General features: G+C 42.5%; 11 protein-coding genes. 5 read left to right on the forward strand and 6 right to left on the reverse strand.

Features of this window, described 5'->3' with window-relative positions:
* Positions 1 to 113 precede the first annotated feature (113 nt).
* The 3 genes from JMW85_RS06295 to purF all read left to right on the forward strand — a co-directional run bounded on the left by JMW85_RS06295 (position 114) and on the right by purF (position 3,635).
* Positions 114 to 1,148, forward strand: a complete 1,035-nt coding sequence (locus tag JMW85_RS06295) for a quinone-dependent dihydroorotate dehydrogenase (protein ID WP_201581262.1) — start codon at positions 114 to 116, stop codon at positions 1,146 to 1,148.
* Between the two features lie 136 nt (positions 1,149 to 1,284).
* Positions 1,285 to 1,782: a CvpA family protein gene (locus tag JMW85_RS06300; RefSeq protein ID WP_045446136.1), complete on the forward strand. Its 498-nt coding sequence runs from the start codon at positions 1,285 to 1,287 to the stop codon at positions 1,780 to 1,782.
* 317 nt (positions 1,783 to 2,099) lie between these two features.
* On the forward strand, positions 2,100 to 3,635 hold the full coding sequence (gene purF, locus JMW85_RS06305) for an amidophosphoribosyltransferase (protein WP_055124190.1): 1,536 nt from the start codon (positions 2,100 to 2,102) through the stop codon (positions 3,633 to 3,635).
* 169 nt (positions 3,636 to 3,804) lie between these two features.
* Here purF and JMW85_RS06310 read toward each other — a convergent pair whose 3' ends face one another.
* The 6 genes from JMW85_RS06310 to yajC form a co-directional block, all read right to left on the reverse strand.
* Positions 3,805 to 4,170, reverse strand: a complete 366-nt coding sequence (locus JMW85_RS06310) for an AzlD domain-containing protein (RefSeq protein ID WP_087815638.1) — start codon at positions 4,168 to 4,170, stop codon at positions 3,805 to 3,807.
* A complete protein-coding gene (locus JMW85_RS06315; protein ID WP_227675918.1) occupies positions 4,160 to 4,891 on the reverse strand; it encodes an AzlC family ABC transporter permease in 732 nt (243 codons plus the stop codon). Before JMW85_RS06315 ends, JMW85_RS06310 begins: the two co-directional genes overlap by 11 nt.
* A gap of 141 nt (positions 4,892 to 5,032) precedes the next feature.
* On the reverse strand, positions 5,033 to 6,448 hold the full coding sequence (locus JMW85_RS06320) for an MATE family efflux transporter (protein ID WP_176393095.1): 1,416 nt from the start codon (positions 6,446 to 6,448) through the stop codon (positions 5,033 to 5,035).
* 313 nt (positions 6,449 to 6,761) lie between these two features.
* Positions 6,762 to 8,024 (reverse strand): protein translocase subunit SecF, encoded by a 1,263-nt coding sequence (secF, locus tag JMW85_RS06325; protein ID WP_087815635.1) that lies wholly within the window; start codon positions 8,022 to 8,024, stop codon positions 6,762 to 6,764.
* Positions 8,025 to 8,033: 9 nt separating this feature from the next.
* A complete protein-coding gene (gene secD / locus JMW85_RS06330) occupies positions 8,034 to 9,911 on the reverse strand; it encodes a protein translocase subunit SecD (protein WP_055124186.1) in 1,878 nt (625 codons plus the stop codon).
* A 584-nt stretch (positions 9,912 to 10,495) separates the two neighbouring features.
* Positions 10,496 to 10,825: a preprotein translocase subunit YajC gene (gene yajC, locus JMW85_RS06335; protein ID WP_045446152.1), complete on the reverse strand. Its 330-nt coding sequence runs from the start codon at positions 10,823 to 10,825 to the stop codon at positions 10,496 to 10,498.
* Positions 10,826 to 11,364: 539 nt separating this feature from the next.
* Here yajC and JMW85_RS06340 point away from each other — a divergent pair.
* Both JMW85_RS06340 and JMW85_RS06345 read left to right on the forward strand, forming a co-directional pair.
* Positions 11,365 to 12,648 carry a CNNM domain-containing protein gene (locus JMW85_RS06340; RefSeq protein WP_087815657.1) on the forward strand — a complete coding sequence of 428 codons (1,284 nt, stop codon included), beginning with the start codon at positions 11,365 to 11,367 and terminating at the stop codon, positions 12,646 to 12,648.
* A gap of 442 nt (positions 12,649 to 13,090) precedes the next feature.
* Positions 13,091 to 13,588, forward strand: a complete 498-nt coding sequence (locus JMW85_RS06345) for a nuclear transport factor 2 family protein (RefSeq protein ID WP_227678933.1) — start codon at positions 13,091 to 13,093, stop codon at positions 13,586 to 13,588.
* Positions 13,589 to 13,849: the final 261 nt, after the last annotated feature.

The following is a 13,849-nucleotide window of genomic DNA, read 5'->3' on the forward strand; positions in this document are numbered from 1 at the left end:
AATTTAGCGCATGAAACTTTGCTCTTATTTCTGTTAAGCTGATATAATCGCAGCGCTTGATTTTATTCGCACTATTCACTCACTATTTCTTTCGAGCAGGGTCTGCCATTACTATGTCTTATGCCTTACTTCGCCCTTTTTTGTTTAAGATGGATCCAGAGCACGCCCACGAGATGACCTTATCTTTATTAGATAAAGCTCATAAAGCACGTGTTTTAGGTTTGGTATACGGTCAGTCAATGCAGCCAACAGACTGTATGGGCTTGCAATTCACCAATCCGGTCGGCCTAGCGGCAGGACTGGATAAAAATGGTGATTATATCGATGCGTTGGCTGAGCTGGGCTTTGGTTTTATAGAAGTGGGCACGGTCACGCCAAGACCGCAAATAGGCAATGATAAGCCAAGGTTGTTTAGAATCAAGCAAGCGGATGCTATCATCAATCGAATGGGTTTCAATAACCAAGGTATCGATTATTTGATCGAAAACGTCAAGCGCTGTCAATATAAAGGCAATATTGGGATTAATATTGGCAAAAATGCCGATACGCCAGTAGAGCAAGCCGCCGATGATTATGTCTATTGTTTAGAGCGTGCTTATCCGCATGCCTCCTATATCACCGTTAATATCTCCTCACCAAATACTAAGAATCTGCGTGATTTACAAAGTGGCGAGGCCTTGACTCAGCTTTTGGATACGATTAAAAATCGTCACAGCCAATTAGCCACTGAATATGGTTTTTATGTGCCACTGGTATTGAAAGTTGCGCCTGATCTAGAGCCGCTACAAGTGGATTATATCTCGCAGCAATTGCTCGATTTTGAGATAGATGGGTTGATTGCGACCAATACAACGTTGAGCCGTGTTGGTGTTGAAGATTTACCTGATGGTGAGCAAGCAGGTGGTCTATCCGGTCGCCCAGTCAGCCACATTAGTACCCAAATTTTACAACAGTTCTCCGATCAGCTAGATGGTAAAGTCGCTTTAATAGGCGTCGGCGGTATTGACAGTGGTGCAAAAGCCGTCAAAAAAATCGAAGCGGGTGCAGGTATGGTGCAGCTCTATACGGGGCTCATTTATCGTGGTCCTGGGCTGGTACAGTCTTGTATTCAAGCAATCGGTGGCTATTACGACGCGATGGAGCTATAGCGGATCAATATCCTTAGCTCATTACCTATCATATGCACAAGATGACTGTATTTTGAGCTGAGTCATCAAAGATTAATGTGTCACAAAAAAGAAAGTAAACATCTGATAAAAATCGATAAGGTATGAGGCGTAGAACATGAGTGGTCTGGATATCGTGATTGCTATTGTTGTTTTGATCGGCTTATGGCGCGGCTTTCAAGTCGGATTGATTAAAACAGCCGTTGGTCTAGTCGGTTGGTTTATTGCCCTGATTGCTGCCACACGTTTGGCAGGAGTGGTTTCGCCGCAACTATCAGGCATGGTACAAAACCCTGTTTTACAAATGGCAATGGCATTTTTATTGGTGGTGATAATCATATTGGCCATCATGCACTTAGTGGCATTTGTATTCTCAGGCGTGCTTAAAACCTTACGCTTGGGTGTCGTTGACAAAATGGCAGGTGGTGTTCTTGGTGCTGCTAAAAATGTACTGATGGTTTTAGTTGTGCTTAGCGTCAGCGCGCCGTTACTGGTGCAAATGCCACAATGGCAAACGTCAGTGCTCGCGCCTGAGCTATTGCCTTATGCCCCGATGGGTAAAGCGTTGGTCTCAGATGTATTAGGTATGGCTTGGGATCAAGTCAATCAGTCGTAAGTATTTTTACGGTTAGCCTTTAATGTCTCAACGCTTCGATGCTGATAGCTTGGATTTATGGTGCTAGAGGTTATCGCTTCTATCATATCCTCTGTGTAAGTCATCCTTGATAAAAAATTATTTAATCGCATTTAGAGACCACAAATGCCAACAAATAGTGCATTTTGCTAATAGTCAAAAGATAAATATTCGTTAAATTCTGAACAACAATCATCATGTCGTCGGTGAGTGACAGTACGCATTTTTTATAATCTACTGTTAGCAGTCTTGCCACTATTGTAGTACTAATTAATGAGTCAAAATAGGATATAGCTATTATGTGTGGAGTCATTGGAGTTGCAGCTCACGAACCAGTCAATCAGATTCTTTATGACGGTTTGACGATGCTACAGCATCGTGGGCAAGATGCAGCGGGTATTGTCACTTTGCAAGATGGACGACTCTATCTACGTAAAGAAAATGGCATGGTACGTGACGTATTTATGAATCGTCATATGATGAAACTGGTTGGTAAGTTTGGTATCGGTCACGTCCGCTACCCAACAGCAGGCACGTCAAGCAGTGCCGAAGCGCAACCATTTTATGTCAACTCACCTTATGGTATTACCCTTGCACACAATGGTAACTTGACCAATGCTGAGAGCTTAGCCAAGTCTTTATACATCGAAGATCGCCGACATCTTAATACCGATTCAGATTCAGAAGTATTGCTAAACGTACTTGCCCATGAAATGCAAAACTTGGGTAAAACCAAAGCAACGCCTGCTGATATCTTTGAAGCAGTCACGGCTGTATATGGTCGCGTCGAAGGCGCTTATGGCGTGGTCGCTCTGATTACTGGTCATGGTTTGCTCGCATTTCGTGATCCAAACGGTATTCGTCCGCTTATTTTCGGTAAGCGCATGGCACCGAATGGCGGCACCGAGTACATGGTTGCCTCAGAGTCAGTTGCACTGACAGGATCAGGATTTAGTATTATCCGTGATGTCAAACCTGGCGAAGCCATATTCATTGATTTAGATCATAAATTACATACCCATCAGTGTGTTGAGCAGCAAGAATACACGCCTTGTATCTTTGAATATGTGTATTTTGCCCGTCCAGATTCTATCATGGACAACATCTCAGTTTACAAAGCACGCTTACGTATGGGTGAAAAGCTGGCTGATAAAATCCTTGCTGAATGGGGTGAAGATCACGATATCGATGTGGTGATTCCTATTCCAGATACCTCGCGTACGTCAGCGATGGAGCTGGCACTAAAAATGAATATTAAGTACCGTGAAGGGTTTATGAAAAACCGCTATATCGGTCGTACCTTTATTATGCCAGGTCAACAACAACGTAAAAAATCAGTTCGTCAAAAACTCAGCGCCGTACCACTTGAGTTCAAAGGTAAAAACGTCCTGTTGGTTGATGATTCTATCGTTCGTGGTACCACTTGCCATGAAATCATCCAAATGGCACGCGATGCTGGTGCGAATAAAGTGTTTTTTGCTAGTGCCGCGCCACCGGTTAAATATCCAAACGTCTATGGTATCGATATGCCAGTACGCAGTGAGCTTATTGCCTCAGGTCATACGGTAGAAGAAGTACGCGATATCATCGGTGCGGATAGATTGATTTTCCAAGATTTGGACGACTTGATTGATGCGGTAAAAGATACCAAGTACAGCAAAGTTGAAGGTTTTGATTGTGCCGTATTTAATGGTTGCTACATCACTGGGCAGATCAATGAAGCGTATCTTGAGCATCTACAAGAGCAGCGCAATGACACTGCCAAGACGGGCAAAAAAGGCGTACAGATAGTGGCTGATACCCCAGTTGATATGATGGGCGTCGAAGAGCTTTAAGCTATCAATTTCTTAAAAGTATCAGTTTTTTGCAGCACTTTTAGAAAGTAAAAGGCTGGATTCTCATAAGAATCCAGCCTTTTTTTATTTTAAATATAGTTCAATTACAGGGTTTAAAATTATTCATATGAACTATAAGCTGTTATCCATTCACGTGTTTATCAATTTTCTAGTAGCCACTTAAAAAATTAGTAAATACCCATAGTAAGCCATTAATGGCGGCGATGCCAACGACCATACTGACCAACAGCTGACGGCTGATATGATAAACGAACAACACCAAAATAAGGGCACCAATTTGCGCCATCAATAAATGCAGTTCAGCACTATCTAGCCCAGTCGTTGCTGATAAATTTTGATAAGAAAGGCTGGTCAAAATAAGTAATACCATGACTGATAGCGGCAAGCTCTCATTGAGCCGATGCAGCCAAGGTGTGTCTAACAACTTTCTGGGTATTAAGGCGGGTAGCGCACGGGTAATAAAGGTCACGGCGGCCATCGCAAAGGTTGCGAAAATAAGGTAACTACTGGTCATTGTTGGCTCCTGTCATATTGCGCTGCGTCCAAAACCCACGAGCTAAAATCAATAGCATACAAATGGTGATAGCTACCAATAACAACCAATTGCTAGTAAATAAGGAGGCCACCGCTAAAGAAATGATAGCAATAGCAATGGGGAAATAACGTTTGATACTTTGGAACTGCTCATAAGCTAAGATTGCAAACAGACAGACTAAGGCAAAATCCAAATGTGGTACCAAATCGCTCAGAGTACTGCCGATCATGACACCAACCGTGCTCGCCAGTACCCACCAGCTTTGATTAAATAAGCTCAATGGTAGTATCAACGCTTGTCTTGACTCATTAGGTAAACTGGTCATAACAGAGAAAGTTTCATCAGTCAGGGCAAATAGGCAATAGGTTTTGGCAAGCTTATGTTCTGGTAGGTATTGCAATAATGGCATACCATAAAATACATGACGTAGATTAATAGCGGCAATATTGGTTGCGATGCTACCAATCGGTAAACCAGCGCTCAGCATCGGCAAACAAGCATATTGAGCGGCGCCCGCATACAGTACAACACTCAACATAATCGTTGCCCACACAGGGATACCGGCAACTTGTGCCAGCACACCAAAGGCGATACCCGCAGGTAAATAGCCCATCGCCACAGGTAGGCTTTTTTTGAACCCCGCCGCCCAGTCGTAGCTGGTCTCATGCTGTTGATGTAATTCTTTTGAATGAGTAGTCACATGACATCCTAATTTTTGCTGTTTTTTGGTTATTATTAATATTTTACTGAAAGATTAATGTTAGAAAACTGGTTTTAAAATGAAGCCTAGTGCGAGCAATGGCAAAAACACCCTAGAAAAAATACACTTAATCGAAGAACATTACACAGACGGCTGGAGCTTTTCATAGCTGGCTGTTTGATGAGCCCGGTACAAGAAGCCACCCAAAATAATCAGCCGAAGTAATAACAAACACCACACGCTTAGCCAAATACCAGTCATATCCCACTGTTGGTAGAGCACCCAGCTAAGTGGAAAAAAGATAGCGGCGAGTATCAATGCTGCGTTACGAATCACATTACCGGCAGTTAAGCCAAAAAATATACCATCTAGCCAATAGGCACCAACGCCAACGAGAGGTAGTAATACCGCATAAAGATGGTACTCATATGCCAACGTAAAAACGGACTCGATATTGGTCATAAATTGCAAATATGTTGGCATTGCCAGCCACCATATTGCACTCAACGTTATCGCTAGACCATAACTGACGATACCGGTGCGCTTGACGATAATACGAAAACGTGGCCAATCCCGTCGTCCTGCTGCTTGACCGCTTAACGTCTCAGCCGATACTGCCACGCCATCAAGAGCAAAGGCTGAGATACTTAATACTTGAAGCAAAATAGCATTGGCGGCTAGGATGACGTCACCACTTTGAGCCGACAAGCGGGTAATCCAAGCGAAACTCAACGTCAAGATTAGAGTACGGATAAAAATATCTTTATTTAATGAAAATAGCCTAAGCATTTTTTCTTTAGAAAAATGTTGCTTGTCGGCAGTGAATAAGGCTTGCCAAGATATTTGCAAATGCTGACGGCTGAGCCACAATGCTAGTATCACGCCTAGCCAAAAGGCAATAGTGGTTCCTAACGCCACCCCAACCAAGCCCATCTGCATGCCGTAGACAAAAAACAAGGTTAGAATGATATTTAGCATAGCGATAAAGCCTTGCTGGTAAAGCATGTAGCGAGTCTTACCTTGACCAGCAAACCAGCCAATAAAGGCAAAGTTCATTAGCTCAGCGATGACGCCCCAAAAGCGTACATCCAAATAAGTCTTTGCCGCTTGCCCACTTTCAGGGTTAGCCGATAGGGCTTGCAAGCCAAAATCTATCAACCAAGGCTTTGCCAGTAACAGAATGCTACCGATAGCAAACGCTAATAACAAGGCACGTTGCAAGATTGATAGTAGGGGTGATGGGGTTGACGATTTTGTGGTATGAGTAGAATTATCAACATGATTGACCGATTGTCCGAGCGCTTGAGCCGATAGCCCAGAAGACGCATATTGCAAAAAGTTAAAACTCACGAGCAATAAAGACAATAACTGTATCGCCAAGCCCATCCCAGCAAGTTTAGCCGTGTCATTCATGTTACCCACGATCGCGGTATCGATGACGCTTTGTAGTGGCATGGCTAGGTTGGCCAATAACACGGGCAACGCAATAGCAACGATGCGCGCATATCGAGTATCAATCGGTGGCATAGCACTAGGTGGCGAGGTGGTCATTGGCATTTTTGGCTCGTTTATCGCTGAAAAACAAGAAGGGCGGAGTTAGTGTCATTAACGCTATGACATTACCGTATAGTCAATTCATTATAAAGGCGTTACGGCGTTAACTTTACTTGAAGTATGGCTTATATATTTGTACTTTGTTGCCTGGACTCTGTTTTAAATGGAGTTAGCTCTAGCAAGTGTGATATTCAAGGCAAAAATAGCTACAAAGACAAAAGCACCTAGACTCATTATTCACGAGTCAGGTGCTTTTCTTGATGCTTGCTTAAATACTATCTTAGCTAGCGATTAGCTTGAGAAAGTATAAAATTTATTAAGCATTGTCTTGTTCAAACATTTTTGGATCATTGAAAGTGACAATTTCTTCTTCAAACTCAGGTTTTACTTTCACAATAAAGTCATCGCGTGATAGACCCATACGTAATGGAATCGAGCTTGCAATATACGTTGATGAGTAAGTACCGGCAAGCAGACCAATGAAGAGCGCTACTGAGAACCAGAACAGTCCATCGCCGCCTAAGAATAGCATGGCAAGTACGACGAGTAAAACAGTGGAAATGGTCATAATGGTACGGCGCAACGTTTCGGTCAAAGACAGGTCAACGGTCTGGCGAGGTGTGATACCACGGACACGACGAAAATTCTCACGAATACGGTCATACACAACAATTGTATCATTGATAGAATAACCAACCAGTGCCAAGACGGCCGCCAAGACGGTTAAGTCAAATGGGAAACCAAATAACGCAAAAACACCAATGGTCACGATAGCATCATGAAACAGCGATAATACCGCACCAAGAGCGAGTTTAAATTGGAAACGTAAGGCAACATAGCCCAACATACAGACCAATGCTAATACCAGTGACATGACTGAGTTTAGATAAATTTCATTACCAACTTGGCTGCCAATAATATTAACGTTACTGATTTCAACATTATTATTAGGCAGGGTTAATGCTTTAGTCAGGCTACTATTTAGGCCGTCTACGTTATCAGACTGTGGTGGCAAGCGTACGAGGAGTTCTTCTCGCGTACCAAGATATTGTACCACGGCATCATCAAAGCCATTATCGGCCAATGCTTGTACGACTTCAACTTGCTCAACAGGCTGCTCGTAACGCACATCTGCGGACACACCACCCGTAAAATCAAGTCCTAAGTTTAGACCGTTTACTGCAATTGCAATGATACTACCAATAACCATCAATAGAGATAAAAGTGCCATTGGCTTTTCTATCTTCATAAACGGAATAATACGCTGGTTGCCAACGGCTTTGATACCGCCTTCAGCGATTGCAGCCGCATCATCAGCGGCATCACCCGATTCTACATCAGGATTGGCTGCTTGGGTGGTCAGTGCTTGACTGTCTTTACCCGCATCCTTACTGCCGCTCAGAGCTTTGCCTTTTTTTGATTTAGCGGTAGTTGGGTTATTGGCTTTGGTATTACTACCTTTCCCATCACGGCGTGGTTTTTTACGGCGGTGTGTGCTTGCCTCAACATTTGAGCCACTTGAACCATCTCGATCTGGATTATTCTGCTGTTCTAAAGGATTGTTCTTATCAATCGTCATAATGTTCTCCTAACCGATGCTCAAACGTTTGATAGATTTACGCTTACCATAAGCAATCTGTACCAGCGCACGTGTCACCATAATAGCGGTAAACAGTGAACTGACAATACCAATAGCCAATGTAACCGCAAAGCCTTTAATCGGACCCGTGCCAATTGCAAATAGAATAAAAGCAATCAATAGGGTGGTGATGTTGGCATCGAAAATACTACTAAAGGCTCGATCAAAACCTGCCACGATGGCGGATTTGGGCCGTACCCCGTTTGCTAGCTCTTCACGTATTCGCTCAAAGATCAGTACGTTGGCATCGACGGCCATACCGATGGTCAAAACGATACCAGCAATACCAGGCAAGGTAAGTGATGAGCCTAAGATTGACATAATAGCAATGATGATAATAACGTTCACGGCCAGCGCCACGTTGGCAATCACACCAAATAGACGATAGAATATAATCATAAACGCAAACACTAATAGATAACCGACTTGCGTAGAGAATAGACCTTTATCAATATTGTCTTGACCTAATGATGGACCAATGGTGCGTTCTTCTACAAAGTACATCGGTGCGGCAAGTGCGCCTGAGCGTAGTAGTAGTGCAAGCTCGGCAGCTTCAGCGCTACTATCTAGACCAGTAATACGGAAGGATGAGCCAAGGACCGCTTGAATATTGGCACGGTTAATGACTTTGGTCTCAGCATAAGGCGTTCTAACTTCGACAGTTTCGCCAGTTTCTGGATCTTCTTCGTAAGTGATTCTTTGCTTGTTTTCGATGAACAATACAGCCATCTGTTTGCCAACGGCGGTACGAGTGGCATTTTGCATGAGCTTACCACCAGCACTATCTAAAGTAATGCTGACTTCAGGAGAGCCGCTTTCATCCACACCAGTTTGAGCATTAGTGACTTTATCACCCGTGACAATCGCTTGACGTTCAAGCAGTACCGGCGGACCATCAAGCGTCTCAAACGGGAAAGCTTCGGTACCCGCTGGAGGGATGCCGCCCGTATAGTTTTCGCTGTCTTCAGCAACCATACGGAACTCAAGGTTTGCAGTGCGCCCTAAGACACGTTTTGCCTCAGCAGTATCTTGTACGCCAGGAAGCTCGACGACGATACGGCTAGCACCTTGAGACTGTACTAAAGCTTCAGTCACACCAAGCTCAGCAATACGATTGCGAAGGGTGGTCAAGTTTTGATTGACCGCATAGCTATTGATTTCATCAAGCGTTGCATCGTTGTACGCTAAAATCAGTGCAGGACCTTGCTCATCAATAGAGGATTGCAAGCTAAAGGTATTGCCCATTGAGCCTTGCAGAACATTCTGTGCACGGTTACGAGCATCTGTATCAGCGAAATGTAATACCACACTTCGATCTTCTGTCTTAATGCCTTTGATCGCAATTCGCTCAGCACGTAGCTCGCGACGCATGTCACGACTGGCACTGGTCAAACGCTGTTCAAGCGCCTTGTCCATATCGACTTCTAGTACAAAACGCACACCGCCACGCAAATCAAGGCCGAGTTTCATCGGTTTTGCCCCGATATCACGTAGCCACTGCGGCGTCGTTTGCGCCAAGTTAAGCGCGACGACATAGTCTTCGCCCAAGTTTTGACGCAGTACTTCCTGAGCTTTGAGCTGATCGACTGGATTGTCAAGACGTACCAGTGCACTGTTGCCCTCAAAGGTTCCATCATGGTTATTGATGCCAGCCTCTTCAAGCAAGCTTTGAGACTCAGTCAAGATACCTTCAGACAGCTGTGTACCTGCAGCGGCGCTTGTAATCTGCACGGCAGGTTCATCAGGATAGAGGTTAGGAGCAGCATATAGACCGGCAATGATTAGCACGACGGCAATAAGTAAGTATTTCCAAGCGGGATATTGCATAATCACTTCTTTAGGTTGATAAACGACTGGCGACGTAGGCCACAAGTTAGCAGATGGGAAGTTAGCGATAGCAATGGTTGAGTGCTGTATCTAGCAGTCGTCATCATGCACCATTGCGATCATCCGCGATGATAGTAAAACAGTAGAGCAAATAATACAGACGTATCTTTATATAGTCATCAAAAATATATAGTCAGCAAAATATCACTGATAAAATCAATAAAGACAGCATGGTCAAAAGCATAAACATAAATTGTCTATACTCTATGAGACTGTTTTTACATCATTGCTCTATAGCGAAAAATGACCGTAAATAAGGTACGGTCATTCTTAGGCACTGTATTAATCACTATATTTATTAACGAAAGATTAGGGCGTGTCCTCAATTCAATCGATTATCCTCTAAATGGGCTAAAAATGGCTAAATTTTGCCAAACATCGTCAAATAGCTTATTAATATCTCGATATTATTTGCGCTACTTTCCTTGTTTGACGGCAATTTATTTCATTTTTACCCCTATTTTTAAAATGAGGACACGCCCTAGTAATCATTAATAAAACGCGACTAATATTTCAATCAATCATTAAACGCTTTCGATTGTGCCAGCAGGTAACACTGAAATAACAGAAGCACGTTGTACTTTGACATCAGTATTATTGTTTAGGCTGACCACTGCATAGTCACCTTCAATGGCTTTGATACGACCCATCAAACCACCAGCAAAAATGATTTCGCTACCGACAGTCAATGCATTGACCATGGCACGATGTTCTTTGGTACGCTTAGACTGTGGACGAATGACTAAGAAGTAAAAAATCGCAAAAAAAGCAACAGGCAATAGTATTTGACTAAATAGTGACATCGCACCAGCAGCTTCTGGTGCAGCATGGGCAGCTTGGATAAATAACAACATAATTTCTCTCAGTAAGTCATAGATAATAATAAAATTAAACGCATAGTAACAAAAAATCCCAGACTTGGTAACTGTTAATCATAGGCTGAGTATGTTTTTCTTAAGGTAATGGCATGCTAGCGGTCATTACTTTTTGCGGCAATATTTTTGCCACCTCATATAAGTGACGCCAAAGCGCTGAGAGTATAACAAAATTCAAGCAGCGAATGGATGCTAGGTAGTAGTAGCGTAGCAAAAGGTATGATCAAGGATACCAAAAAACAAAGACTTAACAATAGCGTCTTATTGTGAAATGACATCATCAATGCTACTATCAAATGGCAATAATTCCCTGCATTTAGCGCACAGTTTATTAGTATATAATATATCCTATTATCTGCTGCTAAATCAGTTTTGAGCAGCGAGTTACCATCGTTTTAGCAGATAACTAATAGCTAATTAATCATGTTTGTTTTTAATGATTTAGTATCGTTTGCTCATTATATTATTATCCCTTTTACTTTTTTCTGTTTAGGTTACCTAACTTGTTTACCACTTTTATGTTTGTACCTCGTTTGTGTCGTCCGCGCGCTTGTAAAGAAGCGTCTGCTAAACCTCCTCCGACATCACGCTATTCAAAGCGTCTTAGTCGTACCAATTCAATTGCTGGATTATCAGCACTGACGGCGATGCTGCTATTGCCATATCCAGCTTTTGCCGCTGATGCTTTAGCAGAGCCGACCGCGATCAGTGTGCTATTACTCATACTTTTTGTGGTTGTCGCTATCGGTATCTCGTTTGTCTGTTCATTGGCTGAGTCTGCATTACTGAGCATGACGCCGTCTTATATCGCTGATGTTCAAGAAAGCAATCCGAAAAAAGCAAATATGCTAAGACGCTTAAAGGTTGATAATATCGATCAGTCATTGGCGGCTATTTTGACTTTGAATACAGTGGCTCATACATTAGGTTCTATCGGTGCTGGTGCCCAAGCCACGATTGTGTTTGGTAGTGCTTGGTTTGGACTGTTTTCTGCCATTATGACCTTGGCGATTTTGTTTTTATCTGAAATTATTCCAAAAACGCTTGGGACACTATACTGGCGTCAACTAAGCGGTATGGTCGCTTACTTCGTGCGAGGCATTATCCTGCTGTTGTATCCACTTATTTGGATCTCAGAAAAGTTAACCAAATTGCTAGTACGTGGCAAAGAACCCCAAGCATTCAGTCGTCGTGAATTTGCGGCACTTGCCAGTATCGGTGAAGAGTCAGGACAGATTGACCCATTAGAATCGCGCATTATTCGCAATTTACTAGCATTTGGTGCGATCAAAGTCGAAGATATCATGACCCCGCGTTCGGTGATGTTGGCGTTTGAAGAAAACAAAACAGTCGCTGAATTATTGGTTGATCGCCCAAAATTGACGTTTTCACGACTGCCAATTTATGATGGTGACTTGGATAACATCACAGGTTTTGTATTAAAAACAGACATGTTATTAGCAAAAGTAAACCATGCGATGCACAAGCCGTTGACTCAGTTTAAACGTGACATTACTTTTGTTTTTTCAAAAATGAAACTGTTTGATTTGTTAGAGCTGATGCTAAAAAACCGTATACATATTGCGATTACAGTCGGTGAGTATGGTGAAGTCAAAGGTTTGGTTACTTTAGAAGATGTGTTTGAGACGCTATTGGGACTTGAGATTGTGGATGAAATAGACCGCGTCGAAGACATGCAAGCACTGGCTCGACAAATGATGGACAGACGAGTAGAGCGATTGGGCATGAAGCTTAGTGATGATGAACAACAATACGAAGATAATAGTACGGACGCTAAGTAAGCTTCCATTTGGCTTATTAAATTGAGATTGGATTGACAGAAAGCGACCTAAAATTAGAGCGAAAACTGAGCTGTGTACTGCGTAAGTGGTTCAGTTAATATATCTAGTATTTATGATAACGATGGGCAGTGACTCATATTTCCAGAAATAATTGTGCCATATGGTTGGTATTTTAGTATTCGCAATAATTACACAGGGTGTCACATAGCTGTGAGAATTGAATGATAGTCTCACTCTATGGTAAAAGTACGCTGTCATCATTAATAAGTAGGTGATGATTAAACAGATATTTTTCACAAGTAGAATGAAGAGGGCACACGCTAGCCAGTGCTCGCTTCATTTATCATGATGTTAATGAGTAATAAACGACTACTATATTTAATCAATAAAAAACGTTAGTCATCAAAAGATGGCAACAACGATAACAGCATTGCTAAGGATTATGATGAAACGATTATGGGGAAAAGGGCTTTTGGCATTATTGCTAAAAAGTGCCAGCGTGGCGGCGGTAGTGACCGTTGTAAGTACTGTGAGTATCAGTGCACAAGCGGCAGCCATGACCGAAGCTTTGGTGCAGAACTATATAGCAGCAATGAAGTCATCAGCGAATAGCCAAAATGTCAATCAGGTCGCGCGTCTTGTCTCTGACGATGCACTGATTTCATTATCTAGAAAAGGTAAGTCTACCAGTTTAGATAAAGATGCTTATTTAAAGTTGTTGCAAAATAGTTGGAATAACACCTCTAATTACCGTTATGATATTTCTGTGGATAACATCGTTATTACGGGCGATCAGGCCAAAGCCAATGTCACGACCAATGAGAGCTGGGTAAAAGATGGTAAAAATGTCTCATTTGTCACTACCTCAAGAGTGACGCTGACGTTATCGACTGGTAATGCGGTGCTGCTACGTGCCGTATCACAAGTAACGATTAATTAATCGTTACTCGACTAATAACTCAGTACTGGCTAGTCAGCAATTAGACATTATCAACAATTAGGTATTAATGGATAAGCATTGATTAAGAAACGTCTTTATCAGTGGATAATCAAAGACAATAGTGCATTAATCAGGCTCTTCGAAAGCTAAGCATTCCATCATAAATAGCCATACAAATTCACAGGGTTGAACAACTAAATGGTTGATTGCATTTCGTGAGAGGTCTAAAAATTGACTCAACTTATGATGATTATCTTTTTA

It is taken from the genome of Psychrobacter glacincola (assembly GCF_904846075.1).
GTDB lineage: Bacteria > Pseudomonadota > Gammaproteobacteria > Pseudomonadales > Moraxellaceae > Psychrobacter > Psychrobacter glacincola_C.